We start from the raw sequence: 26,425 nt of genomic DNA on the forward strand, positions 1-26,425 counted from the left end.
CAGTAGGTCGCGGTGCGCCGGCAGTACCTGCGGATTGCCGAGTCGGCATTTCCCGCAGTCGATGACAGATCCGATCGAGCATCGCCATGGCCGAGGTCCGCCGGATCGCTTAGAAAAGGTTGGCTCCCATGAGAATTCACCACTGGCGAGAGACGCACGTGCCGGTCCCGGCCGCGCTGAGATCGCGTCCGGTCGCCGTGTCGGCCTTGGCCCTCGCATTGAGCCTCACCGCGGGCGTCGCCGCGGTGGCCGCTCCGCCGCCGGATACGCCGAACGGGTCGGCCGCGAGCGCGGCCGACCCGACCCCGGGCGCCGACGGACTCGGCGATCCGTACTACCCGAAGGACGGCAACGGCGGCTACGACGCGACCCACTACGACGTCGCCATCGACTACAACCCGCCGACCCACAATCTCAAAGGCAAGGCCACTATCACGGCGAAGGCCACCCAGAATCTGTCCCGGTTCAACCTCGACTATGCCGGTCCCGCAGTCGGATCCGTCGCCGTGAACGGTCAGCCCGCCCGCTTCCAGAAGTCCGGCGAGCACGAGCTCGTCGTGACCCCGGCGGCGGCACTGCCGCTGGGGCAGCCGTTCACCGTCGTCGTCGACTACGCGGGCACAGTGCCGGACACCAAGGGCAACGGTTGGACCTATTCGCCGTCCGGTGGCGCCTTCGCGGCGGGTGAACCGCATTCGGCGACAACGTGGTACCCGCTCAACGACACACCGCTGGACAAGGTGACCTTCACCGTCCGGGCAACCGTGCCCACCGGTTGGGATGTGGCATCGAACGGGGTCCGCGCGTCCGATGTCCCCGCGGGCACCGGAAAGCACACCGTCACTTGGGAGGCCAAGGATCCGATCATCGGGTACCTGACGACCATCGCGATCGACAAGTTCACGCGCTTGACGCAGCAGGCCGGGAGTACGCCGTTGGAGAGCTTCTTCGCACCGGGTGGCGCCCAGCAGAAGCGGGAGCTGGAGAAGAAGCTGCCCGGCGTGATCGCCTTCGCCGAACAGCTGTACGGCCCGTATCCGCTCGAATCCGGCGGCGGCATCTACGTGGACACCAATCTGCAGTTCTCGCTGGAGACGCAGACTCGGCCGATCTACGCGCCGTGGACGGACCTGAACACGGTCATCCATGAGAACGCCCATCAGTGGTGGGGCGATTCGGTATCGATCAAGGACTGGCGCGACATCTGCTTGAACGAGTGCTTCGCCAGCTACACCGCCGACATCCTGTACCCGGAGCGGGTGCAGGGCCGCAACGCCGACCAGCTCTACCGGCGGGCGCTCGCGAGCGCCGACCAGCAGGGCGTCTGGTCGACACCGCTCTACGATCCCGGCAAGGGCAAGGAGTTCACCACCGTGTACTCCCGCGGCCCACTGTTCCTGCACGCGTTGCGGCGCAACATCGGCGACGACGTATTCCTCACCGCCGTCCGCGATTTCGCGCAGAAGCACAAGAACGGCAACGCGTCGATTCCCGAGTTCCGTCAGTTCATCCAATCCCGCACCACCAAGAAGCTGGACGGGTTCTTCGATGCTTGGCTCAACGGAAGGAAACGGCCCGCCAGCGAATACCTCTACCCCGGCAGCCTCACCAACCAGAACATGCAGGGCAGCCCGGACGAGCGGGATATCGAGCCGTGGCCGTTCGGGCGCGGGGACCGGAAATGACGGCAGCCTCGCTGACCCGGGCGCTGCAGCAGCGCATGCTGTCCGTCGTCGCTGCGGCCACCATCGCACCGTTCATCGTCGCCGCCCTGCACGCGGCACCGGCTGACGCGTACGGCTACCTCTCCGCGCCGGCCGGCCGTCAGGTGCAGTGTGCGCAAAGTCTGTTGCCGTGTGGCCCCGTCAAATACGAGCCGCAGAATGTGCAGGGGCCACCGGGGCAACGCAGTTGCAGCGGCGGTGACGGGCGCTGGGCGGATCTGGATGACGACAGCAAGCCGTGGCAGGTGCACCACACCAGCAGCACGGTGACGTTCACCTGGACCCTCACCGCCTTGCACCGGACTCAGAATTACGAGTACTGGATCGGCGATACCCGGGTCGCGGTGATCGATGGCAAGAACCAGCCGCCGAGCGGGCGAACCGTCACCCACACGGTGCACCTCGGCACCTTCACCGGGCCGCAGAAGTTGCTCGGCATCTGGAACGTCGCGGACACGACCAGCGCGTTCTACTCGTGCGTGGATCTGCACATCGGTTCCGGCACCGTGACGCCGGTCGGTATCAAGGGCGTCAGCAAGAAGCGGGCGCAGATAGTGGCCTGACGATCGTGTCGAGGGGGCTGCGACAGCCCACCGTCATGCGCTGGCGCACCCGGCAGAGCGACCGCCGGGTTACCGTGGGGGCTGTGTCGACGGATGTTGGAGGCTTTGTGCGGACCATCGCTCGCGTGTTGCTCGTCCTGCTGGTGCTCGTGGGTGGCACCGCATCGATGGTGCCCGCGGCGGTCGGTGCGCCCGCGGTGCACATCGACGACGTCACCGCGGGCAGGATCGACGCGTTGCTGGCGTCGCGCGCGGGTGCTGGGCAGAGCAAAGGCGAGCTCGTCGAGTTGTTGTCGCGCCAGTTCCTCGGCACGCCGTACGGCGCCGACATGCTCGTCGGCTCGGCGACCCAGCCCGAGCAACTCGTCATCGACTTCCGCCGCGTGGACTGCTTCACCTATCTCGACTACGTCGAAGCGCTGAGCAGGTCCACCGACCGGGATCAGTTCGTCGCGAATCTGGTGGACACCCGGTATGCCGAGGGGCGCGTCGATTTCCGGCAGCGCAAGCATTTCTTCAGCGACTGGGTGAGCACGCCGCGGATCGCCGCCACCGACGTCACCGATGCGCTGAGTACCGCTGCGGTCACCGTCGCCAAGCACCTCAACGCCAAGGCCGACGGCGGGAACTATCTGCCCGGGTTGCCGGTGGTCGATCGGGCCGTGACCTACCTGCCCAGCGTGGCGGTGGACGACAACGTCATCGGTGGTCTGCGCACCGGCGACTACCTCGGTGCCTATACCGACCAGGCGGGGCTGGACGTCACGCACGTCGGGATCTTCGTGCAAACCGCCGAGGGGCCGGTCTTCCGGAACGCGTCCTCGCTCGCGGCGAACAACAAGGTGGTCGACTCGCCGCTGGCCGAATATCTGCGGTCGGTTCCGGGGATCGTCGTGTACCGCGCTCAGTAGAGCTCGATCGTGAAGCCTTCGCCTGCGCGCGCAGCCGTAGGGCAGAATCGAAATTGTATGTCGTAGGCCAGAACTGGGGTGAAGAGCCGTCGGAGCCCATCGGATAGGTGGAGGCGTTTCCGGCACCGGGTGCCGGGCGGCCGTGACGGCGTTTGCCCTGCGGCGGTGGTGTTCCGCCGCTGCTCTCCGGTAGCGTGAGCGACCTCCGGTCGGGGGCTGGAGCCAGGGCAATATCCGTGCGTCACAGACACTCTCGTGTCGCAACTCTCGAGGTACACATGCTGAAGACAGTGGTCGCCACCGCGATGGCGGCGGTCGGAGTCACGATGGGGGCCGGGGCCGCCAACGCATTCACTCCGCAAGACGAACTGAAGTTCTTCCTGATGGACCATCAGGATTGGTCACCCGACTTCAAGCAGGACGATGTCGATTCGTCGCGTCTGATCTGCGGAATTCTGGATTACCGGGTACCCGGCGACAAAGCCAGGCTCATTGCCATCGATCGCCGCTATCCCTCGATCGGTGTGGGACATCTGGGTGTAACCGACACCGAAGTCAGCGTCCTCCTCTACTGCCCGCAACACCTGCTGTCCTCCTAGCGTGGACGTGCCATCCAACGGCCCGAGGTTTCCTCGGGCCGTTGGTCTTTCGCCGGCACCTGCGCTCAGCCGTGGACCGGGAAGTTGGCCCGGATGACGCCGGCAGGGTCGCGGTCCTGTTTGATTTGCCGCAGCCGCGCCAGCGTCGCTGGGTCGAACGCCACTGAGGCCGACTCGCCGGGCGCCAGGAATGTGTACGGCTTGGCTCCGGTGATGTGGGTGCCGAGCGCGCCGAGGATGTCGGTGAACCTGGTCCGGATGTCGTCGAGCAGATGCGGCAGTCCGAGCCCGAGCATGTATACCGCGTAGGGCTCGGTGATGGGGCCGCGCGCGCCGCCGTCGGGACGTGTCTCCACCAATGCGCCACCGAGGCCGCGGATTTGGATGTTGAGCAGGGGCGCTACCGGGGCGTCGATAAGGGTCTTGATCACTGCGTCATCGAGATCGGTGAGCAGTTCGCCGCGGGACAGGGACGGGCTGGGATCGGTGGGTTCGGCGGTGATCTGGCCGATCTGGGCCGGTGTCAGGACGCCTCGGGTGTCGGCGAGTATGCCGTCGATCGTGTCGAGGCGCGCGGTGAGCTCGCGGCCCGCCGCGGCACCGCCGAGGTAGGCGAAATCGATGGCAACGGTCGGTGCGGCACCGGGAATTTGGTAGCGCTGCAACCACACCGACAGTTCCCGGGGTGCGTCGGTGGTGAGTTCGGTGAAGAGGTCGAAGGCCTCGCGGGTGCGGTCGGCCGACCACATCACCCGGCCGCCGTACAGCTGCGGCAGCGGAAACAGGTCGAACTCGATCTCAGTGACGATCGCGAAATCGCCACCGCCGCCGCGCAAGGCCCAGAACAGCTCCGGGTCCGAATCGGCGGTGACGCGCTGCTGACGGCCGGTGGCGTCGACGATGCGCAACGCGCGCACGGCGTCCGCCGCCCAGCCGTATTTGCGTGCGAACCAACCGAATCCGCCGCCGAGCGTGTACCCGGTCACGCCGACCACGGGATTGCTACCCGCTAGCCCGGTGAGGCCGTGTGCGGCGGCCGCGGTTTGCACCGCTCCCCACTGCACGCCGGTGCCGACCCGCGCCACCCGTTGCCCGGCATCGATCTCGAGATGGTTCAGGGCGCCGGTCCGCACCAGAATCGACTCATCGATATCCCCGGTCGCGCCGTGCCCGGTGGGCTGGGTCACCACCCGTCGGCCCGAAACACCGGCGTATTGCAGCACTTTCGCGATGTCCTGCGCGTCGGCGACTTCGACCACCGCGGCTACCGACTGCGCCACCGCCACATTCCACGGCCGGGCTGCCGCTTCGAACGTCGAATCGCCCGGTAGCACAACGTTTCCGCGGGTTACGGCGCGCAATTCCTCGATGCCCATGACTTCTGTCCTTATTCGCTCTTGTTGCCTCGTCATTGCTATCTGGATGACGACGTAGGCCGAGCAAGTGTGACACAGCGGACGAAGCGCCCGATCCGGCTCAACCGTGGTCGCGGAGGCGGACGATATGCGGGATGCCGACGGGGTTGCTGATCCAGTGCGCGTGCATGGTCGAGGGAAGTGGTTCGAGTTCGTCCTGCACGGGGACTCCGTGGGCGGCGAGGTGCTTGGTTGCGCGGTCGACGTCGTCGGTGAGCAGTTCCAGCCAGAGGTCGGCCCTGGCGTAGTTGTCGACACGGTCGAGCCACAGCGTGACGGGCCCGAATTGTATGGCGGCGCTCTGCATGACGCCCTCGGCGACGGCTTCGCCACTGTTGTCGGTGACTTCCATGCCCAGTGTGTCTCGGTAGAAAGCGACGGTCCGGTCGAACTGTGCTTTGGGAAGTTTCATGGCGATGTTGTGTCCACCGCGGAATGTGGGGGTCATTGTTCGGTTCTCCTAGGTCTGATCGAGGTGGTCGCGCAGCGCGTTCAGGCGCCCGTCCCAGCGGTGGGCGAGTGCGGCGAGAAAGGACTGAGCCACGGTCATGGGCTGGGTTTGCAGGCGATATTTGATCCGGCGTCGCTCGCCCGGTGTGGCGTGGACGAGTCCGGCCTCGGTCAGCAGGGTGAGGTGTTTGGCGATCGCCTGACGGGAGATCGGCAACCGGTCTGCCAGGTCGGTTGCCGTCGCTGGACCGAGTTCGGCGAGTTGGGCGAGGATGCTGCGGCGCGTCGGGTCGGCCAGCGCGGTGAATACCGCCTGCGCTATCAGCTCGGCGTCGGGCTGGTCAGGCGACGGCATCGAGATACTCGGCGAGTTCGGCCAGTTCCATCGCCCAGCCCTTGACGTTGCCTTCGTAGGCTTCGGTGAGGTCGGCAGGCAGTTGCGCGAAGCCGGTTTCCACCACCGTGAGCCGGGTGCCGGTAGGTGTTGGTTGCAGGGTGAATTCCACCTGTGTGTGGCGGGGATCGCTGGGCGGTAGCCCTTCGATCGGCCAGGTGAACACGAACCTGCTGTGCGGATCGACGAGCTGGATCCGCAGTGTGTAAGGACCGTCCTCGTGCCACCACATCCGCACTGTGCCGCCGGGGCGTAGGTCATCGACTTCGGCGCGGGAACCGAACCAGCTTCCGAGACCTTCTGAGGTGGTCAGGGCATGCCACACCTTCTCGGGTGGGTGGGGTAGTTCGAGATCGCGCTCGATGCGATCGGGTACGGGCAACGGGGCCTCCAAGTATGGCAACCAATTGGTTGCCATAGGTTATCGCAACCACTTGGTTGCGACAAGGGGAGTCTGACCTCGTGGAGGACCGGGTCGATCCATGTCCAGCATCTTCGACTGGGCTCGGCAGCGCTGGTTGGCTGCGTCCCATAGCGGGATGTGCTGAGCCGCAGCGGATCTCGTCCACTGGCGTGCCCCGGTTGTGTGGGTGTACCGAGGACGCCGGCAGTGCAACTGCTGGAGGCTGGTTCAGTCGAGCGTCGAGCTGTCTGCGCTGCGTGCGTACTGTCCGGGCGTCGTGCCCAGAATGCGTTTGAAGTGCCGGATCAGGTGCGGCTGATCGTGAAAACCGGTGGCGGCGGCCACATCTCGGGCAGGCATGCCGCTCAGTAGCAGCGGACGGGCACGATCGACCCGGCGCGAGATCAGGTACTGGTGCGGTGGCATTCCGAACTCGCGGCTGAACGCGCGGATGAGGTGGGTGGGGTCGGCATGCAGTGACGCTGCTGCCTCGGTGAGCGAAATGCCTTCTGTGGTACGGGAATCGAGCAGTTCCCGCAGGCGGTGAGCCAATCCCGGATCTCGGGGTCGAGACCGCGGATCGGTGCCGCGAAGCAGATCACCGAGACGGTCATTGACGAGCGCGAGGCGACTGGCGGCCTCCAACTCGTCCCCGGGGCGCGCGAGTGTCGCGTGCAGCTGGCGGATGCGGCGGTGCAGCAACGGGTCGGCGAAGGTGGGAGTGTCTACGGCACAACCGATCATCGCCTCGGACAGCTGCGGATTGTCGAGGTACAACACACGCTTGCGAAACCCCTGAGCGGTGGCGGCCTGGCCGTTGTGCGGAACGTGCGGCGGAAGCAGCGAGACCACCGAGCCGAGGACGCCGTGCTCGTGCCGGTCGAGGTGGTAGCGGATCACCCCGTCGTCGACGATCAGCAGCGTCCAGAAATCGTGGGCGTGCATCGGGTAGACGTGTCCGATGAAGCGGGCATGAAAGACCTCGACGATGCCGGGTACCCGCGGCTGCCAGGCCTTGATCTGCTCGACCGAGCTGCCGGCAACCATGCCAGGATCGTACAAGCCTCGGCGGGCCCGACGGCGGGAGAGTCATCGGCATGGAGAACATGCGATTCGACACCAAGATCGGGGTACTGCTGCGCGAGGACCTACCGACCTGGCAGCGGCTGAACGTGACGGCATTTCTGGTCAGCGGCCTGGGCACGGCGCAACCGGAGGTGATCGGGGAACCGTACGAGGACGCGGACGCCACTCTCTACCTGCCGATGTTCCGCCAGCCCGTACTCGTCTTCGAGGGCGGCAAGGAGGTGCTGCGCGGCGCGCACGGCAAGGCACTGGCCCGCGGCCTGCGCACGGCGGTGTTCACCTCCGACCTGTTCACTACCGGAAACGACCGGGACAATCGCGCTGCGGTGCGCGCGGTCGGCACCGATCACCTCGACCTTGTCGGAATCGCCGTGTACGGACCGCGCAACGTGGTTGACAAGACGCTCAAAGGTTCCTGGATGCATCCGTGAGCCGGAGGAGATGGCGCGAAGCGCGGCCGGTAGGTGAGGTCGCGCAGTCGCTTCCTGGTCGGAAGGGCAATTACGGGAATCGGTCCGGACGGTGGGCGGCTCCGACTTACGATCGAAGTCGATTTTCTCGCGGCATTGAATGGTCAGGAGGTCGGCCGATGTTCGGTACGAGGTGCGCGCTGGTCGTGATTGCGGGAGCCGCGACGACGATGCTGTGCTCGACATCGGTGAGTGCCGCTCCCGAGGACGAGTTCATCACGTTGAATTCCGCGCTCACGGCGTCGCTCGACGGCTTGCAGGCCACTGGCACCTATCGGTGTGAAAGCGGTATCGGCTATCTCGACGTCTCCGCCCAGATGGATACCAACGGCAGCGGCACGATCCAGTTGACCAGCTCGCCGCCGGGAGTGATCCTGCAATGCACGGATCGGGTCGAGACCTGGTCCGTTGTGCTGAAGCCGTCAAACGGGATGCCGGTGCTCGTGCCCTACACCGAGGGCACCGGTACTGCGCAGCTGAACAGGAAGTATTGGAAGGTCGATTCCGGGCCGGTGGACCTGCACGTCGGGTAAGCCGGGCGCCCGACTCGATCCGGCTGCGGCGAGCATCGAGACTGCGCGTCGATATCCGTGCTGATTTGTCGCGTCGCTGAGACTGGCGACAATGGCGCCATGGTCGAACTTGTGCTGGTCCGCGGGGACATCACCGAGCAGGGTGTGGATGCTGTGGTGAACGCAGCCAATTCGTCATTGCTCGGCGGCGGGGGCGTCGACGGAGCCATTCATCGGAAGGGTGGTCCGGCGATCCTGTCCGCGTGCCGGGACCTGCGGGCGTCGCATTACGGGAAGGGGCTGGCCACCGGGCAGGCCGTCGCGACGACCGGTGGGAATCTGCCCGCACGATGGGTGATTCACACGGTCGGGCCGGTGTGGTCGGCACAGGACGACCGATCGGAGCTGCTGGCCTCCTGCTACCGCGAATCACTGCGGGTGGCAGACGAGTTGGGTGCGCGGACGGTAGCGTTCCCGGCCATCTCCACCGGGATCTACGGCTGGCCGATCGATGACGGGGCCCGCATCGCGGTCGAGACTGTGCGCGCCGCCGACACCGCGGTGCGAGAGGTGCGGTTCGTACTGTTCAGCCGGGAGGCGTACGACTCCTTCGCTGCGGCGGTGTGATTCCCGGCGCTCGCCGATCGCCTGCGGACCCGCAGCTGCGTGTCCTGGCGGTGCACTCGGAATGGACTGCCGGTGCCCTCAAATTCCCTATTGGTGCAGGCAATTCGGCTGATGTGAGCGTTCCGCAGCTGCGGACAGTAGACATGATCGAAGTTCCCCGCAGGATCCCGGCCGGCACCGTACCGTCGGGACATGCTGTCTAATCCAGGCAAACCTGATGTCGATGTTTCCGTGCAGCGTTGGCAGGACATACCCGGTTGGTTCACGTGGCGAGACGCGCAGGAAGAAGCGGTCGCGCATTTTCCCGAGGGCAGTACTTTCGTCGAAGTCGGTAACTATCTCGGTCGCAGTTTGTGCTCCCTGGCTGAAGTTGTGGCTGACAGCGGTAAGCCGTTCACCGTCGTGGGAGTCGACACTTGCCGCGGAAGTGGACCCGAGGGAGTGCGCGGCATCAACGCGCACGGCACCGCGGTGTCCGCCGGTGGCGGTACCTTCGCCGGACTGCTCCATCGCAACGTCATCGCGTGCGGGTTCGCCGACAAAGTGCTGATCGTGGTCGGCGATTCCGAGTCCACCGCCGCCCTGTTCGCCGATGCCTCACTCGCGTGGGTTCACATCGACGCCCGGCATGACTACGACAGTGTGGTGGCAGACATCGCCGCTTGGCGGCCGAAAGTGAGGCCTGGCGGCTGGCTTTCCGGCGACGACTACATTCCGTCGGCATGGCCGGGTGTCGTCGCCGCGGTAGATGAACTGCTTCCGCAAGCGCAGCGTTGGTCGACCATTCAATGGCGATGGGTGAACGATTGACTCTCTCGCCGGCCAACCGTTCGCGAGATCAACTGCTGAACACCGGTGTGGATTGCGGTTGAACCGGACGAAGTAGGTTTATGTTTGTCTTACGTGAGTTCTCTTGCACTGGCCCTGGTTGTCGGTACGGATCGAGTTCACGGTGTTCCTCGCGAGCTGTATTCCATTGGTGACTATCGCGAAAGAGGCGTTCGATGGCTCGTTCATGGCGTGGCGGTCGCGGCGCCCTCGCTCTCGATGTCCGGACGCGGACGGCGCGGCGGGTGGCTTCCATAGCCGCCGTGGTTGCCCTCGGCATCGGAATCAACGCCGCCGAACCCGGACACAGCCACGCCGACCTTCCGCAACTCCCGCTTCCCGACCTCATCTGCCAGGCAGGCACTCAGGCAGAGTTCGGGGTGGTGGACAACGCCGTCACCGGCATCTACATGGGTGCCTACCGCAACTGCACATCCCCCAACGGCCAATACCCCCAATATGTCTCGTGGGTCATCACCGTCGACCCGATCAACGTCAACGGCTGCCCACAAACCCGTTTCTTCGGTTCCGGAACGATGACCTGGGTAAACCGCCACACGATGAATACCGAACCCGGCACAGTAGATTTCGACGTCGACCTCTCCAGCCTCTCGACGATAAGAATCGCACTCAAAGTGACCAGCGGACCCCTGGCAGGCAAAACCATCTCCGCCCTGGTCGTCCCGTCATCAACTGACCTTCTCCTCCCATGTCCCGACGGCGGCTTCGGGATCAGACGCATGAACTTCGACGGCCAGGGAGTGTTCCGGTCCTAATCCCGAAGCCACTCTGCAATTGAATTGCCTTGCATCGCTGCGTATCCGCACTCCGGGTTCGGTTGGATCCCACCGTGATCACTCGGTCGCCTCACACAAGCGGCCAACCAACCGATCAATGGCAGGATCATGCGATGACAGCTGCCAGGAGCGACCGCCACCAGAGACTGTCGGCTTTTCTGGCCTCCCGCAGTGACATCGAGCTCGCCGAGTTCATGGACACGAGCCGGTCCAACCGTGTGGGAGTCGGCGGTGGCACGGCAGTCATCGAGGTCGACGCCGTACAGGTGTTCGTCAAGCGCATCCCGCTGACCGATCGAGAGCTCGCTCAGCCGGGCACCACCGCGAACCTGTTCGACCTGCCGATGTTCTGCCAGTACGGCATCGGCGGACCGAGCTTCAATGCATGGCGTGAGCTGGCCGCGAACATCATCGTCACCGATGGCGTTTTGGCCGGCCGCGCACAATCGTTCCCGGTGCTCTACCACTGGCGGGTGCTGCCCGGCCGGCCGCCGATCGCGCCCGAACACGCCGACATCGACGCTGTGGTTGCTACCCAGGGCGGCCATCCGGCCGTGCGGGCGCGGCTCGAAGCGCTGGCCGCTGCATCGTGGCGCCTCGTGCTGTTCTGCGAATACATCCCGCACACCATGCCGGACTTGCTGCGCGAGAACCCGGTCGGCGAGGCCGCGGCAGTCGCGCGGCAGCTTTCAGCGATCGTGACCTTCCTCGGCGATCGGAAGTTGCTGCACATGGATGGGCACTTCGGCAACATCCGCAGCGACGGTGAGCTGATCTACCTCAGCGACTTCGGACTCGCTACCTCGCCGCATTTCGACCTGTCGACCGCCGAGCGCGACTTCGCGGAACGCCACACCACCCATGACGCCGACTATGCCGCCATGCGCCTGGTCAACTGGCTGGTGACCGATGTGTGCGGAATTCCGACTCCGCCCAGCGGCGGTCCGGTCGCTCGCAACGAGTACGTACTTCAGTGTGCCGCTGGATACATCCCCGACGATGTGCCGTCGGCTGTGGCCCTGATCCTGACCCGGTACGCGCCTGCCGCCGCGAGGATGAACGCTTTCTACTGGAGATTGTTCGGCGGCGATGTCTACGCGGAATACCCTGCTGGGCACGGCAATTCGGGTCGATGAGTGCGTCTTCGCGAGCTCGCCGTGGCATCGGTCAGCGGCGCTCGGCGGCCTGTTGTGCTGTTTTCTCGAGCTCGGCTCGGTACTGCTGCCACCAGGTCGAGTCCCTGGCGGCCATGTTGTCGTTGCCGTCGACCATGCCTGCGGCGCCGTCGATTAGTTCGCGGAGGATGTCGGCGTGTCCGGCGTGCCGGTGGGTTTCGGTGGTCACGTGCACCAGGATTTGGTGCAGGGTGACGGTTCGGTGGTCCTCGTTCCACCACGGGACCAAGCCTGGGGCGGTGAGGTCGAGGGTGTCGATCGTGGCGTCGGCGTGCGCCCAGGCTCGACGGTAGAAGTCGATGATGTCCTCGCGTGACTGTTCGGCGGTGGCCCACATGTCGGCCGTGGGATCGGTCTCGAAGTCGTATTCGGCCAGGGGTTCGTTATAGGGACGGGCGAAAGTGTCACCGAAGTAGCCGAACTCGACGCCGGCGAGATGTTTCACCAAGCCGAGCAGGTTTGTGCCGGTGGGAGTCATCGGACGACGCACGTCGTACTCGGACAGGCCGTCGAGCTTCCACAGCATGGCTTCGCGGGCCGACCGTAGGTAGCGGTGCAGATCCGCCTTGGGGCTGGAGACAGTCATGCCGAGCACCTTGCCACGGCACCCGCCCATGCTCTACCGATTTCGTTCCTCATCAGCGCATTCGGGCGTCACTCGGTAGCGGCGGGCTTCGTCTGCCGTCGGCCCGGACAGCCGGGCAGGACAACGGCTAATCTCGACCCATGACACCGGAAGCGGGAGTCCTCGCCGTGGCGGAGCCGCTCAGCTCGTCACTACCGCGGCCGCCGCGATGTTTACCTGTTGCGTCGAACTGTGACGCGACCGAAGCCGACACCATTTCGGTTGTCGCACAGGACATCTAGAGGTATCAACTATGCGTACGCGTATCGCTGCCGTCACACTATCTGCCGCACTCGCCCTTGCCGCGGTCGGCGCGGTCGTGCTGCACTACTACGACGGCGGGTCCAGGGACCATACGTACCTTCAGGTCGGCGACTGCTGGGACTACAGCACCAGATTCGATGAGCAGATGCACGTAAAGCCTTGCTCCGGTCCGCATTACGGCGAAGTAATCCTCAGCGGAGAATATGCCGACCTCAGTCCCCATCCGTCCGGTGGGCTCGACGCATGGGGCTATTGCGAGCAGCGGCTGAGCGAAATCCTGTCGAAGAACAGCCATCTGGAGACCTATATGGTCCCGACCACCTCTGTCCTTTGCGCGGTAACCTCCGCCGATCATCGTGACACTCGGATCGCAGGTCTCACGGGCAGAGTCGGGCGCTGACTCCTCTCGCGCGCATCAACATCCGGCGCGCAAGGCAGGCGGTGACGGTGACATCGCCCGGCTTTGCTGAGCTGTCATGGCAACGAGCTCAGCCGGGGAGCGCGGCCGAAACAGGGCTCGGTGGAGGGGCGGGGTGGGTGTGGTTTCGCAGGGGCTCGGCAGGCGCCGTGGAAAGCGGTGAAGGCGGCTAGGGCCGCGAGGATCGCGCCAGCGACCAGGTAGGTGGGTGCGGCGCCTGGGGCTTGGACTGCTACGCGGGCGGTGGCTAGGCCGAGGGCGATCAGGGTGAGCAGGGCGGTTTCGAGGATTGTCACGTATCGCGGGGTCGGGGGCATCCAGGTTCTCCTGGCGGTTGGCGGGTACCTGGGTGGTGGGTGGATGTAGCTGTTGAATAGCTGACAGTTGGACGGTAGCAAGGAACCGGGAATCTGACAAGATGAATTACCGGATTGGCTGCGGGTGGTGGAGGCGGTCGTTCAGGGAGTGGGGATCGAGTTCTGTAGGAAGCGGATCAGGATGGCTGTCGTTTCTTCGGGGTGCTCGAGGTTGGGTAGGTGGCCTGAGTCGGCGAGTTCTAGGTGGTGGGCGTTGGGGAGGATTCGGGGTAAGCGGGCGGCGATTCGGCGGAAGTCTGGGAGGTCGTCGGCGCCGGAGATCGTCAGGGCGGGGGCGGTGATTGCGGAGAGGTCGATGGGGCGCTTGATCTGGTGGGCGTCGTCAAGTGTGGCCAGTTGGGTGTCGAAGGCCAGGCGTTGCATGCGGCGCACCAGTTCTCGGGTTTCGGTGTCGGCTCGGGGGCCTAGCCAGGTGGCGACGTTGAGTTCTACTGCGCCGGCGATGTCTCCGGCTTCGAGCAGTGCTTCCTCGCGTTCGATGAATCTGCGCAAGTCCTGGGTTGGATTGTGTTCGGGCACTCCGGTACACAGCAAGGCGAGGGCGGTGGTTCTGTTCGGGTGATGGGCCGCTATCTCGAGGGCGATCTCTCCGCCGTAGGAGGAGGCGATGAGTGCGGCTCGTTCGATGCCGAGATGGTCGAGGAGGGCGAGAACGTCTTCGGCGTCGCTGTAGGGCTGGTCTGTTGTCGGAGTCTGGCCGAAACCGCGGAAATCGCAGCGCACCAGCTGGTATCCGACATCGATGAGTGGAGTCCACTGCGGACTCCACATCCGTCGGTCGCACACACCCGAGTGGAGCAGGACCAGTGTCGGGCCGACGCCCGCGACGTCGTGGGACAGCGTCATCATCCGGACGCTAGTCGGCACCTATCACGGGTGCACTCGAATATCACCGGCTCCGCGGGGCCGTGATCAACGGGACATGGTGGCGGAGAAGTGTGAGTGGAGGCGTCGTCATACCCCGTTCGTGTCGGCGTTCTCGGGGTGCGAGTGTGCCGAGGTGATGGGAGGTGGCTGACGGTGCCGATGATCATCGTCAGCAACCACTTTGGCCCGGGCTACGCCGGTTTGACGGGAATCTATAGCGAGCCAATCAGGGCTGGGGCGTGGGTGGTCGGAGGGTGGTGGTTGGCGTCGTGGGAGCCGGGGCGGGTGGCTTCTGGCTGGCAGGGGGTTGCTTGGTGGATGGGGCGGCGGGTGCGGCTGGTTGCGGATTGGGGGCCGCAGGCGGGGCTGGTTGTTTGGAAGCGGGGGTTACTGGGACCGTCGTGGTTGGTTGGGGTTTGGGGGCGGGCGGGGCGGCTGGTTGTGGTGGCGGTGCCGGTGCGGCTGGTTGTGGAGTGGTCGGTTGTGAAGGAGTGGGGGCGGCGGGCGGCGGCGGTGGCGGGGCGGCCGATTGTTGATGAGGTGCCGGTGTTGCTGGTTGCTGAGGCGCGGGGGTGGCAGGCGCGGCGGGCTGTTGCTTGGGCGTGGTTGGCGGGGGCGTGGCTTGTTGTTGATTGGGGGGCGGTGGGGGAGTGGACTGTTGAGGTGCCGGTGGTTTCGGCGTCGTCGGCTTGGGCGGGGCGGTTGTTGTTGTGGGGGAGGGCCTTCGCTCGGTGGCCGCTGGCGGTGGCTGCTGGGTGGTGGGTTGGGTCGTCGTGGAGGGAGTCGGGGCGGGCGGGCGTGGTGTCGGCGAGGTGGTGGTCGGCGTGGTTGTGCTGGGTGGCGTTGTGGGCGTCGGGGTTTGGGTGGTGGGACGTGGCTGAGGGCTAGTCGGCACCGGGATGGCGGGCACTTTCGGAAGGGTCGGGGTCGGGCAGAAGACACCGCAGGGTATCGGTGCTCGCCCGGGGATGTTGATCGTTACCCGGATCTTCAGTTGCAGTGTGGCCCTGGGCATTTGGGTATCAGTTGTGGAGGTGGTGCCCGGTGTGTCCGAGGGCGGGGGATCGGTTGTCGCTTCGGGGGCGGGTGTTTCCTCCGGTGGCGCAGCGGGATCGGCGACAACGGTCTCGCCGACGCTCATGCTCGACCCGGCACCTTCGGGCATACCACCGTCGGGGGTGCTGTCCGGGATGGGGGCGAGCTCGCCCTGGGCGGGGGCGCCGCCGGTCTTGTAGGCGTTGGACCAGCTGAGCACCTTGGACGCGTACTCGAGGGAATTGTTGTAGCGCAACACCGCGCGGAGTTCTTGCTTCTGGTCGCGCATATCCAGATCGCCGGAGCACAGATATTTGCCTGCGCCGAGTACGGCGTCGAAGATGTTGTTGGGGTCGGTGTTTCGGTCACCGTTGCCGTCGGCGGCGTAGATCGCCCAGGTGCCGGGTAGGAATTGCATCGGGCCGACGGCGCGCACGTAACCACCGTCGGCGGCCGGGATGATTTCGTTGCCGGGCAGGGTGCCGTCCAGTGCGGGGCCGTAGATGATGCCGCGGGTGGTGCCTTCGGCGTCGGTGCGCCCGTTGCCCGCGTGGTTGGATTCGATTTTGCCGATGCCGGCCAGTAGATGCCACGACATCCCGCAGTTGGGTGTCGACGACTGCAAACTGAGTTCGGCGTTGCGGTAGGCGGCGAGCGCGATCTCGGGGATGCCGCGGGTCGGCACGTTCGGCAGGTCGACGTTGTGCAGCGGGACGGTGCCGTTGACCAGCGATTCCTCGTCGAGCGGCGGTGTCATCAGTTGCTGCTGCGTGGGTTCCGGCCCGATGATGATCGATTGATCGGTGCCCGGATCGGCAGTGCCGATGGACGAGGCAAGCAGGCCGTCGGGTGTGCGCGGCGTGGTGTGCGCGGCCGACCCGGACAGCACCAACCCGGTCAATACAAGCGCGGACACGGCAGTTGGTCCAGATATTCGCATCGGCGCACCAATCCCTCGGGAGGTCGAGCGCGGCGGTGACCTGCGGTACCGCCGCCGCGAGTTCCGATCATCCGTAATCGACGGAAGTCGTTGCCGGGCGCGAAAATGTCCTACCGCCGATGTCCGAACAACCGGGGTGAATCATGGCATGAAAAAGCCACCCGGAGCTCCCCAGTAGAAGTGGGGAAAATATCGGCCGACGAGCTGTCCGCCGCCGGGATCAAGTGTTCATTGAATGGTAATTCGGCCTATATCCCCAGTTGGGAAGGTCCCCACTCAGATCTTGCACGCTGATCCATACTTCTGTGTGCCCCCTCGAGTTGTACCGGAGGTACGCTATGCGGAAGTTCCTATATCCCTTTGCATTCGGCGCAGTAGTGGCTTTGACCACGCTCGTCATGCCCGGCTCGGCAGGTAACGCCGCCGACAATCCACAAGCAACAGAACGCGGTGTCACCGATATCGTGCCGGTCCCCGTCGAAGCCAGGCCGGACCCCGGCTCGAACTTCCGGTTGACCGCCGAGACCGTGATCCGCGCCGAACATCAGGCCAAGGATGTCGGGAACTACCTGGCCGGTCTGCTCCGGCCCGCCACGGGTTTTCCAGTACCGGTGGTGGATCGGTATGACCTCGGCAAGAAGTCCGCGATCACCCTGGAACTCGGCGACGCCGGTTCCCGCGTCGGCGATCAGGGCTATCAGCTGCACGTCACCAAAAATGGGGTCAAGCTGAAGGCCAATACCACCGACGGGCTGTTCGGCGGCGTGCAGTCGCTGCGTCAGCTCTTCCCGGCGGACATCAACAAAACGACTGTGCAGAAACGGGATTGGACGGTCTCGGGCGGAAAAGTGCTCGACTACCCGCGTTTCCGCCAGCGCGGCGCGATGCTCGACGTGGCCCGGCATTTCTTCAAGCCGGATCAGGTCAAGCGTTACATCGACCAGATCGCCCAGTACAAAATCAACACCCTGCACCTGCACCTGACCGACGATCAGGGCTGGCGCATCGAGATCAAGAGCTGGCCGCGGCTGGCCGAGATCGGCGGCCAAACCGCGGTGGGTGGTGACCCTGGTGGCTACTACACCCAGGAGCAGTACAAGGACATCGTGAATTACGCGGCGTCCCGCCACATTACGGTGATTCCCGAGATCGATATGCCGGGCCACACCAATGCCGCACAGGCGTCGTACGGCGAATTGAACTGCGACGGTAAGCCGGTGCCGCCGCGCACCGATATCGAGGTCGGCTACAGCTCGCTGTGCATCGGTCTGCCCATCACCTACAAGTTCGTCGAGGATGTCATCCGCGAGGTCGCGGCGATGACCCCCGGCAAGTACATCCACATCGGCGGTGACGAGGCGCACGCGACCTCCGACGCCGACTACAAGACCTTCTTCGACAAGGTCACCCCGATGCTCGCCACCTACGACAAGAAGGCGCAGGGCTGGCACAACATCGTGGTGACCAACCCGCCGACCTCGGCCATCCCGCAGTACTGGGATCCCGCCAGGAGCAACGCCGATGTCGCGGCAGCGGCCAAGCGCGGCAACAAGATCCTGATGTCGCCTGCCAACAAGGCGTACCTGGATATGAAGTACAACAAGGACACCAAGCTCGGTCTGCAGTGGGCGGGCCTGGTCGAGGTGAAGGATTCCTACGACTGGGATCCGGCCACCTTCCTGCCCGGCGTTACGGAAAGCCAGCTGGCCGGTGTGGAGGCGCCGCTGTGGTCGGAGACCCTGCGGACCAGCGCCGACATCGAATACATGGCATTCCCGAGGCTTTCGGGCATCGCCGAGATCGGCTGGTCGCCGGCGGCGACGCACAACTGGGACAAGTATCGGGCGCGGCTCGCCAAACAGGGCCCGATCTGGACCGCGCAGGGCATCAACTTCTACCGCTCCCCGCAGGTGGATTGGAAATAGCCCGCGCAGCACAACCACCCGAAAAACGTTCTCGGGTGGATAGATAACCCATCGCAATTCGGATCGGCCGGATTACAGGATCGTCCCCAGCGAACGATCCGGAAGGAGTTCGAGGTGTCGCCTTACAGAAGAACTTTCATTGCTTGCCTCGCGCTGCTAGCCGGACTGGGGACGGTCCTCACCCCGGCCACCGTCGCTGCCCAACCGGACGCCGCGGCGGTCGACACCGACGGTGACGGCTTGCCCGATACCTGGGAGAAGAACGGGTACGACGCCAACGGCGACGGCACGATCGACGTGGACCTGCCCAAGATGGGCGCGAACCCGAATCACAAGGACATCTTCGTCGAGATGGACTACATGAACGGGCGCCTGCCGACCACCGCGGCCCTGGACCGAGTCGTCGCGGTCTTCGCCAATGCGCCGGTCACCAACCCCGACGGCCGCAACGGGATCTCCATTCACCTGGACGCGGGCAGCGCCAGGGGCACCGCCTACAATCTCGGCGGCGGCAACCAGGTGCCCTACGACAACGATCTGTCACCGGTGGACAGCCAGGTCGCGGCGATCAAACGCAGCAACTTCGCCGCGGTGCGTGCCCGGGTGTTCCACTACATGATCTGGGCGGATTCCTACAACGGCGGTTGCAGCAGCGGTATCTCGCTGGGTATCCCGGCGGATACCTTCGTCGTCTCGCTCGGCCCGAAGTGCAACTGGAATCCCGGTGACGACGGCAACGTCGGCACGTTCATCCACGAACTGGGGCACAACCTCGGCCTGAAACACGGTGGCGTCGACCACGTCAACTACAAGCCGAACTACCTCAGCGTGATGAACTACAGCTTCCAGTTCTCGGGCGTGCCCAAGACCGACGGCACGTCGAACTTCGGCTACTCGGGCGTGAATCCGCCTGCGTTGAACGAGAACTCGCTGCAGGAGCAGCAAGGCCTCGGGCCGGTGGCCGCGGGCTGGCGGACGGTGTACTTCTGCCCGGACAACACCCGCAAGCGGACCGGTGCGGCGGACCAGCCGATCGACTGGAACTGCAACGGCAGCATCCAGACCTCCGGCGTGCGGACCAGCGTCAACAATGACCGGAACTACACCTCGCTGCAGGCCCAGAACAATTGGTCCTCAGTGGTTTACGACGGTGGCAATGTCGGTCAGGACACCGTCGAAACCCGGCGGCTCCCGGAGCAGTCGCCGGAGGAGATGACCAAGGAGGAGTTCGATCGGATGCAGGAGGCCCTGCACGAGTAGCGTGCTCCGTCATGCGAATTCCCGGCGGTGCCACCTCGGAAAGAGGCCGCACCGCCGGGAATTTCGCTGTCACAACGAGATCAGCGGACTACCCGGTCGGTGGTCTGCCGATTCCTCGCGAACATCGCCAGCACCGCGGTCAGTACCGCGCCGACGACTCCGCCGCCCGCGACCTGCCCGATGACCTGCCCGAGATCCAGGCCCGAGCCGGTCGCCGCCTGGATGATCGCGCCGGTGACACCGCCACCGACGGCGCCCGCGGCGGTATTGCCGACGGGGCCCAAGCCTTTACCCGCGCCGGCCATGTTCCCGCCGACCAGACCGCCTAGTACACCCAACAACCATTCCATTGTCGTTCCTTTCCCCTGGTGGAGTGTTACCGGTCTAGCGGCGCGTAGTGGGTGCGTCGCGGTGCATGTCATGTGCCCCTGAGACATTCGCGGTACCGCGCTGTCCGGTGGCTGTCGCGTCGGTGCGCGACGGAGTGAACCCTTGTCGACCCGCCGCCGTTGCCGACGTCCCGGGGGTCGGGGCGCCGCGCGTGGTCGTGGTGGTGTCCGGCCTGCGCCTGCCGAGCATGGCGAGCAGTCCGGCGACGACGGCGGTGATGGCCAAACCGATGGGGATGCCCCACCAGCGGTTGATGCCGGACCCGTCGGAGTCGGTCGTCCCCTCGATGTCGGGGTTCGGCACCGGGTTCGGTACCGCGACGTCAGGTGCGTCCGCGCGGAATCCCGGTAGGGACGCGGCTAGCTCCGGCGGCTGTGTGGCCAGCCCGTTGTTCTCCGACCACTTGATCTCGGTGCCGCCGGGGCCCTCGAAGTTGGCCGTCGCGACGCCGTCGTCGACGGTCATGTCCGAGCGCGGGTAACCGAAAGGCCCGGTGACGCCGCCGCTTTCGCGCCATGCGTCGAGCACCTTGCCCTTGATGGTCCAGGCGCCCGTTTCGGGCTTCCAATAGATCGCGGCGCCGCCGGGCTCGGCGAAGTCGTTGTATCGGCCGACGCCGTCGCCCGCGCCGGACTCATCGTTGGTGGGGAAGCTCAGCGGGCCGCTCGGTCCGCCCAGCGACTTGTACTTGACGAGGATCTCGCCGTACATCGCCTTGGCTCCGGTGTTCGGCGAGTAGTAGATGACACCGCCCTGGTAGGCGCGTTCGGCACCACCGGCGACATCGGTGGCCGGGCCGAGCGGGGCGCCGAGGAAGGATCCCGAGCCGCCGAACTCGGCGTAGTGCGCGTCGATCGCATTGACCGCGTCCGCGGACGGGTCGGCTACCGCCGGTGCTGCGGTTCCTGCCAGTAGCCCCGAAGCGAGTAGGGCGAGCACGTTGACCGTGAGAGACGTGCGGCGCCGGTTCTTTCCTCGATGGGTATCCAACATTTCAGGCATGATCTCCTCGATTCGTCAGTGCGATGCGCGAGCCGACAAAGCGCGGCCGGTCCGCCGCTGTGCCTTCAACCTGGACGTGATCGGTGGTGAGGGTTGCGCTTGCCCGAAACTCCCGGGGCATTGCCCCGGGTAAAGGCTGATTCCGGCTGTTATCCCGTCCTGGTCGAACTCGGACTGTCGGTTGGCGATATCAGCGTGCGCTCCTGTATTCGTAGTGTATTCCCGCCCGCGTAATGGCACGGTCGATCAGCTACAGCCGGGCAATTCCCCTGTTGGAGCGGCGTCAAACATGGTTTTCGCTGGAAATCGGCGGTTGACCGTCCCGGATGCGGAAATAGCCGGTCGAATGCCGCCGGGTCAGCTACTGCGATGTGGCAATCGAGCGGCCCGTCAGCGCGCCATTATGCGGGAATAGCGGCGTCGGTAGTACCGCTGCGCGAGCAGCAGAACCGGAAACGCCACTCGCCAGCGTCCGCTCGGCGCCGGTCGGGTCCGGGAGCGCAGGACGGTACCGTCCGCAGCGCGGTGCACGACGAAGGCTTCCTCGCCGGAGACCGGGTGGCCGGGCAGGGTGCCGTAGGCGAATCCGCATCGGGTAGCGCTGTCGGCTGCCGCGACCACCCGCACCGGTTCGTGCACCGCGATCGGGCCCCAGCCCGCGGTGATCCGGTAGTCCGCGCCCTCGCTCACCCGTTCGGTTTCGCCGGCCCCCGGCGTGATTCGAAAACCGCTGCGCCGCTTGACCTTCCAGCAGAGGACCGCGTCTGCCTCGCTGGGCCAGTCCGCGTCCGTGTGCGCGATGGTCACCGTCTATTCGGAACGCCGGAAGCCGGTAGGTCGGCTGTCCAGGTTTCGTCGCCGGGTCGGGTCGCTCCGGCGGGTCCGTAGTTGAGCTCGCCCGTCACCGGTGTGCGGCGATCAAGAGCGCGGTGTTCACAAGGTCGAACTGTGTCAGTTGGGCGCCGAGCCCGCCGCTGTCGAACGTTCAGCGGATACCGAGCTCGGCCCGTGGCGGCGACCATGGCTGCATGGGTAGACCACTACGGGGAGTGTGACTTTCGATGGATGTGCTGGTCATCCTGGTCGGGCTGGCGATCGGCGCGACGATCGTCTGGGGCGCCACCAGTTTCTGTGCCGAGGGCGTCTATCGGCGCAACCATGCGGACCGGACACCGCACGGCGACGACAAGGGCGGCCGATAGGGATGGATGCCGTCATAGAGATGCTCGTCGCCTGGTCGTTGGGCCGGGTGCGCCGGGCCGGGATGCGCGTCAACGGCCTCACCGATCAGGCCCTCGACCTCGCGGTCGATCGGGTGTGGAATGTGGTGGTCGGCAAGCTCGGTGCCGATCCGACGATCGGGCGGTTGATCGCCGAGGCGCGGACCGGCGAGGTCTCGTCGCGGGCCAGGACGGCGGCCGAGCGCTCGCTGAGCGCGGCGGCCGCGGTGGATCCGCGGTTCGCCGAGGCGTTGCGGCAGGCGGTGGCCGGGGTGGTGACGCCCGGCAGTACCCGGCGTCGGCGGTGGTGGTGACGCCAGGCGGTACCCGGCGATGACGGCAGCCGTGGTGAATCCGCTCGACGGCGGAGACAGGTCTGCTAAATTCTCGTTACCGGCGGTACCGGGTTAATTGAACCGCGCCTGCCGGGCGGTACCAGACATCGTCGTTGGGAGTTGCCGTGACCAGAGCTGGCACCGTTGCCGCGTTCGACCGCACGACCCGCCGGTCCGGCACGATCGAGCGGCTGCTCGCGGATGCGATCGCGCTGGTGGACGGGTTCTCCACGCAGTCGCCGGTGTACGACGGGCTGCCGAGCTCGCTGGTCGACGCGGACTTCGTCCCGGCCGCCGAGCTGAATGTGCGGCTGTTCTTCCAGTTCTGGCTCGACGGTAACGAGCCGTCCGAGGACGATACCCGGCCGCTGGTCGAGCGCGCGGTGTCGCTGGTGCACGACGGAATGCCGCTGGACGAGGTGCTGCGCAACTATCGGACGGCCGTCGACTTCCTCTGGTCACAGCTGCCGACCACGGCGTCGCCGGCCGGGCGGGCGGCGCTGGCCGAGATCGGCCGACCGCTGTCGGAATACCTCTCGCTGATGACGGCGCGCATCGCGGTTGCCTGTGTTGAGGATGCCCGGCGGCGGCCGTGGGACGAGCTGGAACGTAGGCGCGGAATTGTCGACGCCCTACTGGCCGGGCGGGATCCGGTCGATTGGATGGGCGATCCGGCGGTGCCGGTCGCGGACGCGTTCGTGGTCACGGTGATCCGCCCCGGTGACCCGGGCCCCGGCACGCTCACCGATCTGCGGCATCGGATCCACGATCTGCCCGGTGCGTTCCTGCGCCGCGATATCAGTGGCTGGACCGCGCTGATTCCGATCGATCCGGGCGGCGACAGTGCGGCGGTGATCGAGCAGCTGTCGGCGCGGTTGACGCCCGGGTTCGCCAGGGAGACACCGCCATTGCTGTGGATCGGCGTCTCGCCCGCGCCGACCCGAGCGGCCATTCCGGCCGCCCTCGCCGAGGCCAGGGTGGTCGCCGAGCTCGGTCGCTGCCTCACCCGCAGCGAAATCATCTGTCGTCGGCCGGATCTGAGGATGGAGTACGCGGTGGCGGTCGACGCGTCGGTGCGCACCGAACTGGCCTCGGTGCTGGGGCCGCTCGCTGATCAACCGGTATTGGCGGAGACACTCGGCGTTTTCTTCGCGAACGAGTGCAATCAGAATGCCGCGGCGCGGCTATTGTTCGTGCACCGCAATACGATTACCTATCGGCTGGCGCGGATAGCCGAACTCACCGGATACGACCCGCAGCGCCCGACGGAAGCGATGACATTGTCGGCGGCGCGAACCGCGCAACTCTTGGAATCGAAGGGTTTCTCGGCCTGATTTCCTGGACCGAGTCATGGGCCCCGGCTCCGGGCCCTATGGATGTGCACAACTGCGGCGGCGGGGACTCTGTTTGATTGTCGATAGCGAGACGGACGCGCACGGGAGTGTACTGACTCGAGTTCGGTTTGCCGGTCACACGCGACGAGACGAGGGTGCATGTTCGGGGAGAGATTCACTTGGGCAGCGGTGCCATTGGCGGCGCTCTGCGTTGCCGTGTCCAGCGTCGGCGTCGCGGCGGGTGATCCGTATCCGACGTTCCCGCCGGATCAGAATCAGTTGCCGCAGTTGCCCGCTGAACCGCAGATCTACGATCTGCTGCCGATCCCGGTGCCCGCCGAAGACCCGTGGTACGCCGATCCGGCGGATCTGGCTTCGTACGCGCCCGGGCAGATCATTCGTACGCGCAGCGTGCAGACCCGCATTCTCGGCATTCCGTTCCCGGTGGACACCAAGCAATTGTTGTTCCGCAGCAACGATATTCACGACAATCCGATCGCCACCGCGACGTCGGTGATCACGCCCGGTATTCCCTGGACGGGTAGCGCGCGGCCGGTGGTGTCGTTCCAAGAGGCGATCGACTCGACGAACTCGGCCTGCAATCCGTCGTACACGCTGCAGGTCGGCACCATGAAAGAGGCCGCGCTGGCCACGGGTTGGCTGGCGCAGGGCTTCGCGATCAACGTGCCCGACTTCGACGGCAAGTTCAACACGTTCAACACCTTCGACGAGGGCAAGATGGTGTTGGACAGCCTGCGGGCTATGAAAAATGATGCGACGCTAGGGCTTTCGGACTCCGGTATCGCCCTGTACGGATATTCGGGTGGTGGCTCCGGGTCGATCCGCGCGGCCGAGATGCGCGAAAGTTACGCGCCCGACGTGCGATTGCTGGGTACCGCCATCGGTGGCACGCCGGGTGACCTGCGCTTGCAGGCGCGCTACGCGACCGAACAGCGGCCGGGACTCACCGGCATCAGCAACTTCACGATGTGGCTCGGTTTCGCCGGGCTGTCCCGCGAGTTCCCCGAGCAGTTCGACGCGACGAAGCTGCTGACCAAGGAGGGCCAGGCCATCCTGCAGGACATGCAGAGCCGCTGCGTGTACACGATCGCGCTGTCCGGCATGTACCGGCCGATCAGCGACTACTTCCAGCCAGGACTGACCTTGGAAAACGCGCCCGGCGTGCTGCAAGTGCTCCAGGAACAGAGCCTGGGCCAGCACATTCCGGACAGCCCGATCTTCTGGTTCCACGGCATCTGGGATGAGCTGATTCCCGCGTCCGCGGTGCTGCCCGTGGTGAACGACTACTGGAACCGCGGCGCGGATCTTCGGTTCTTCACCGTGCCGCTGCCCGAACATATCGTCAACGCGGTGGCCGGCTGGCCGCCCGCCGTCGCCTGGATCAGCGCGGTGCTGCGCGGCCTCCCGCCGGGCCCGCGCTTCAAGGCCGACTTCCAGATCCCGGGCTAGATAACGGATTTCGACCGGCTATCGCTGGTGTGGCCGCGATAGCCGATCGGGTCTATCTCGTCTGTGCCGATCCGGCGCCGAGGCCGCACGGGACGGGGGCCGGGTGGTCCGGGTCCAGGGCGTTGAGGACCAATTGGATGGTGGTGGGGTCGGAGGTTATCGCCATGTGCTCGGAAAGGTTTGTGGGGCAGACGTCTTGGAGGGTGATGTTGTCGACGTCGGGGCCGGTGAGGAAGCCGGTGGTGTAGGGGGTGGCGAACTCGTCGAACTTGGACACGATGACGGTGTAGCGGATGCCGGGTTGTGTTTCGCCGCCGGCGTTCAGTTGGGTGATGAACTCCGAGGTGGGCAGCTGTTCCCGGCAGGACGGGCACAGCAGGTCGGTTGCCGGCGGGATCAGGGTGATCGGGAGGCCGATCAAACCCCAAGTGGTGCCGTGGTTGTCGGGGGCGAGGCCGACGAGGGTGTGCACCTTGTCGGCACCGCCGAGGTTCTTCACGTAGTACCGGGGCAGCACGCCGCCTTGGGAATGGCCGACGATATCGACCTGTTGTGCGCCGGTGGCCGCGAGTACTCGGTCGACGAAATCCGAGATCTCTTGCGCGGAGGTTCGCATCGGGCCGATGCCGGACACTGTGCCGCCGAGGCCGCGACCGAAATCGAGCGCGTAGACGCAGTAGCCCGCGGCTGCGAGTCGCGGGGCCATGGCGAACCAGTTGTCCAGGCGATTCTCGAACGTGCCGTGTACCAGGACAACTGGGCGCGGATGCGCGGCACTCGGACGGCAGGACCAGTTGTTCGCGCCTGGCGGCGGTGGCACGACATCGAAGTCGGACGACCCCCCGCTGGGCGCCGGTTCGGCGACGGCGGTGGCGGCCGATAGAACGGTGAGCGCCAGCACGCTCAGACCGGCCACGAACAGCCGGACAATGGATCCACGCACGAAAAGCTCCTCATCTCCGGTTCGACGGCGAGCACGCCGCAATACCAATGAGCCACCGTCCGCGCT

General features: G+C 65.7%; 29 protein-coding genes and 1 pseudogene. 17 read left to right on the forward strand and 13 right to left on the reverse strand.

The features are described 5' to 3' along the window. Positions 1-128: 128 nt before the first annotated feature. The 4 genes from DMB37_RS35065 to DMB37_RS35080 all read left to right on the forward strand — a co-directional run bounded on the left by DMB37_RS35065 (position 129) and on the right by DMB37_RS35080 (position 3,797). The gene (locus DMB37_RS35065) at positions 129-1,685 is read left to right on the forward strand and encodes a M1 family metallopeptidase (protein ID WP_135236359.1); all 1,557 of its coding nucleotides are present in this window, start codon (positions 129-131) and stop codon (positions 1,683-1,685) included. Continuing rightward, positions 1,682-2,287 (forward strand): lytic polysaccharide monooxygenase auxiliary activity family 9 protein, encoded by a 606-nt coding sequence (locus DMB37_RS35070; protein ID WP_240771795.1) that lies wholly within the window; start codon positions 1,682-1,684, stop codon positions 2,285-2,287. Before DMB37_RS35065 ends, DMB37_RS35070 begins: the two co-directional genes overlap by 4 nt. A gap of 107 nt (positions 2,288-2,394) precedes the next feature. After that, a complete protein-coding gene (locus DMB37_RS35075) occupies positions 2,395-3,198 on the forward strand; it encodes a DUF1460 domain-containing protein (protein WP_240771796.1) in 804 nt (267 codons plus the stop codon). Between the two features lie 290 nt (positions 3,199-3,488). Next, on the forward strand, positions 3,489-3,797 hold the full coding sequence (locus DMB37_RS35080) for a hypothetical protein (protein WP_135236360.1): 309 nt from the start codon (positions 3,489-3,491) through the stop codon (positions 3,795-3,797). Positions 3,798-3,862: 65 nt separating this feature from the next. Here DMB37_RS35080 and DMB37_RS35085 read toward each other — a convergent pair whose 3' ends face one another. From DMB37_RS35085 to DMB37_RS35105, 5 genes are all read right to left on the reverse strand, one after another. Beyond that, positions 3,863-5,173 (reverse strand): FAD-binding oxidoreductase, encoded by a 1,311-nt coding sequence (locus tag DMB37_RS35085; RefSeq protein ID WP_135236361.1) that lies wholly within the window; start codon positions 5,171-5,173, stop codon positions 3,863-3,865. A gap of 100 nt (positions 5,174-5,273) precedes the next feature. Beyond that, the gene (locus DMB37_RS35090; protein WP_135236362.1) at positions 5,274-5,660 is read right to left on the reverse strand and encodes a VOC family protein; all 387 of its coding nucleotides are present in this window, start codon (positions 5,658-5,660) and stop codon (positions 5,274-5,276) included. A 12-nt stretch (positions 5,661-5,672) separates the two neighbouring features. After that, positions 5,673-6,017 (reverse strand): helix-turn-helix transcriptional regulator, encoded by a 345-nt coding sequence (locus DMB37_RS35095; RefSeq protein WP_135236363.1) that lies wholly within the window; start codon positions 6,015-6,017, stop codon positions 5,673-5,675. Next, on the reverse strand, positions 6,004-6,438 hold the full coding sequence (locus tag DMB37_RS35100) for an SRPBCC domain-containing protein (RefSeq protein ID WP_135236364.1): 435 nt from the start codon (positions 6,436-6,438) through the stop codon (positions 6,004-6,006). Before DMB37_RS35100 ends, DMB37_RS35095 begins: the two co-directional genes overlap by 14 nt. Before the next feature lie 249 nt (positions 6,439-6,687). Then, positions 6,688-7,506, reverse strand: a complete 819-nt coding sequence (locus tag DMB37_RS35105; RefSeq protein WP_135236365.1) for an AraC family transcriptional regulator — start codon at positions 7,504-7,506, stop codon at positions 6,688-6,690. 50 nt (positions 7,507-7,556) lie between these two features. Here DMB37_RS35105 and DMB37_RS35110 point away from each other — a divergent pair, with 50 nt between their 5' ends. From DMB37_RS35110 to DMB37_RS35135, 6 genes are all read left to right on the forward strand, one after another. Further along, positions 7,557-7,976: a DUF2000 domain-containing protein gene (locus DMB37_RS35110; RefSeq protein ID WP_135236366.1), complete on the forward strand. Its 420-nt coding sequence runs from the start codon at positions 7,557-7,559 to the stop codon at positions 7,974-7,976. Between the two features lie 158 nt (positions 7,977-8,134). Beyond that, positions 8,135-8,548, forward strand: coding sequence for a hypothetical protein (locus DMB37_RS35115; protein WP_135236367.1), 414 nt, complete (start codon positions 8,135-8,137; stop codon positions 8,546-8,548). 99 nt (positions 8,549-8,647) lie between these two features. Then, complete coding sequence (locus tag DMB37_RS35120) at positions 8,648-9,154, forward strand: O-acetyl-ADP-ribose deacetylase (RefSeq protein WP_135236368.1); 507 nt, start codon at positions 8,648-8,650, stop codon at positions 9,152-9,154. Between the two features lie 192 nt (positions 9,155-9,346). Beyond that, the gene (locus tag DMB37_RS35125) at positions 9,347-9,964 is read left to right on the forward strand and encodes a class I SAM-dependent methyltransferase (RefSeq protein ID WP_135236369.1); all 618 of its coding nucleotides are present in this window, start codon (positions 9,347-9,349) and stop codon (positions 9,962-9,964) included. Between the two features lie 263 nt (positions 9,965-10,227). Then, the gene (locus DMB37_RS35130) at positions 10,228-10,758 is read left to right on the forward strand and encodes a hypothetical protein (RefSeq protein ID WP_135236370.1); all 531 of its coding nucleotides are present in this window, start codon (positions 10,228-10,230) and stop codon (positions 10,756-10,758) included. Positions 10,759-10,892: 134 nt separating this feature from the next. Beyond that, positions 10,893-11,915 carry a serine/threonine protein phosphatase gene (locus DMB37_RS35135; protein ID WP_135236371.1) on the forward strand — a complete coding sequence of 341 codons (1,023 nt, stop codon included), beginning with the start codon at positions 10,893-10,895 and terminating at the stop codon, positions 11,913-11,915. A 31-nt stretch (positions 11,916-11,946) separates the two neighbouring features. Here DMB37_RS35135 and DMB37_RS35140 read toward each other — a convergent pair whose 3' ends face one another. Further along, positions 11,947-12,540: a DinB family protein gene (locus DMB37_RS35140; RefSeq protein ID WP_135236372.1), complete on the reverse strand. Its 594-nt coding sequence runs from the start codon at positions 12,538-12,540 to the stop codon at positions 11,947-11,949. A 292-nt stretch (positions 12,541-12,832) separates the two neighbouring features. Here DMB37_RS35140 and DMB37_RS35145 point away from each other — a divergent pair, with 292 nt between their 5' ends. After that, the gene (locus DMB37_RS35145; protein ID WP_135236373.1) at positions 12,833-13,243 is read left to right on the forward strand and encodes a hypothetical protein; all 411 of its coding nucleotides are present in this window, start codon (positions 12,833-12,835) and stop codon (positions 13,241-13,243) included. Between the two features lie 74 nt (positions 13,244-13,317). Here DMB37_RS35145 and DMB37_RS35150 read toward each other — a convergent pair whose 3' ends face one another. From DMB37_RS35150 to DMB37_RS42055, 3 genes are all read right to left on the reverse strand, one after another. Further along, complete coding sequence (locus tag DMB37_RS35150) at positions 13,318-13,578, reverse strand: hypothetical protein (protein ID WP_135236374.1); 261 nt, start codon at positions 13,576-13,578, stop codon at positions 13,318-13,320. 141 nt (positions 13,579-13,719) lie between these two features. Then, positions 13,720-14,484, reverse strand: coding sequence for an alpha/beta fold hydrolase (locus tag DMB37_RS35155; protein ID WP_206055078.1), 765 nt, complete (start codon positions 14,482-14,484; stop codon positions 13,720-13,722). Between the two features lie 247 nt (positions 14,485-14,731). Further along, entirely contained in the window at positions 14,732-16,456 is a 1,725-nt protein-coding gene (locus DMB37_RS42055; protein ID WP_370465261.1) for a lytic transglycosylase domain-containing protein, read from the reverse strand. Between the two features lie 401 nt (positions 16,457-16,857). Here DMB37_RS42055 and DMB37_RS35165 point away from each other — a divergent pair, with 401 nt between their 5' ends. Both DMB37_RS35165 and DMB37_RS35170 read left to right on the forward strand, forming a co-directional pair. Continuing rightward, entirely contained in the window at positions 16,858-18,405 is a 1,548-nt protein-coding gene (locus tag DMB37_RS35165; protein ID WP_240771797.1) for a beta-N-acetylhexosaminidase, read from the forward strand. Between the two features lie 114 nt (positions 18,406-18,519). Continuing rightward, positions 18,520-19,665: a hypothetical protein gene (locus DMB37_RS35170; protein WP_240771798.1), complete on the forward strand. Its 1,146-nt coding sequence runs from the start codon at positions 18,520-18,522 to the stop codon at positions 19,663-19,665. An 80-nt stretch (positions 19,666-19,745) separates the two neighbouring features. Here DMB37_RS35170 and DMB37_RS35175 read toward each other — a convergent pair whose 3' ends face one another. The 3 genes and pseudogenes from DMB37_RS35175 to DMB37_RS35185 form a co-directional block, all read right to left on the reverse strand. Further along, on the reverse strand, positions 19,746-20,015 hold the full coding sequence (locus tag DMB37_RS35175; RefSeq protein ID WP_135236377.1) for a hypothetical protein: 270 nt from the start codon (positions 20,013-20,015) through the stop codon (positions 19,746-19,748). A 34-nt stretch (positions 20,016-20,049) separates the two neighbouring features. Further along, complete coding sequence (locus DMB37_RS35180) at positions 20,050-21,057, reverse strand: LGFP repeat-containing protein (protein WP_135236378.1); 1,008 nt, start codon at positions 21,055-21,057, stop codon at positions 20,050-20,052. A 390-nt stretch (positions 21,058-21,447) separates the two neighbouring features. Then, positions 21,448-21,962, reverse strand: a pseudogene (locus tag DMB37_RS35185) (DUF1990 family protein). Between the two features lie 156 nt (positions 21,963-22,118). Between DMB37_RS35185 and DMB37_RS40830 the strand changes: the two are divergent. The 4 genes from DMB37_RS40830 (at position 22,119) to DMB37_RS35200 (ending at position 25,416) form a co-directional block, all read left to right on the forward strand. Next, a complete protein-coding gene (locus DMB37_RS40830) occupies positions 22,119-22,259 on the forward strand; it encodes a hypothetical protein (RefSeq protein WP_167769031.1) in 141 nt (46 codons plus the stop codon). Between the two features lie 2 nt (positions 22,260-22,261). Continuing rightward, positions 22,262-22,591 (forward strand): hypothetical protein, encoded by a 330-nt coding sequence (locus DMB37_RS35190; RefSeq protein WP_135236379.1) that lies wholly within the window; start codon positions 22,262-22,264, stop codon positions 22,589-22,591. A gap of 146 nt (positions 22,592-22,737) precedes the next feature. Continuing rightward, complete coding sequence (locus DMB37_RS35195; protein WP_135236380.1) at positions 22,738-23,946, forward strand: CdaR family transcriptional regulator; 1,209 nt, start codon at positions 22,738-22,740, stop codon at positions 23,944-23,946. A gap of 159 nt (positions 23,947-24,105) precedes the next feature. Then, positions 24,106-25,416, forward strand: a complete 1,311-nt coding sequence (locus DMB37_RS35200) for a lipase family protein (RefSeq protein ID WP_135236381.1) — start codon at positions 24,106-24,108, stop codon at positions 25,414-25,416. A 52-nt stretch (positions 25,417-25,468) separates the two neighbouring features. Here the strand turns inward: DMB37_RS35200 and DMB37_RS35205 are convergent, their stop codons facing one another. Beyond that, complete coding sequence (locus DMB37_RS35205) at positions 25,469-26,359, reverse strand: triacylglycerol lipase (RefSeq protein ID WP_135236382.1); 891 nt, start codon at positions 26,357-26,359, stop codon at positions 25,469-25,471. Between the last annotated feature and the right edge of the window lie 66 nt (positions 26,360-26,425).

The organism is Nocardia sp. CS682, assembly GCF_004634405.1.
GTDB lineage: Bacteria > Actinomycetota > Actinomycetes > Mycobacteriales > Mycobacteriaceae > Nocardia > Nocardia ninae.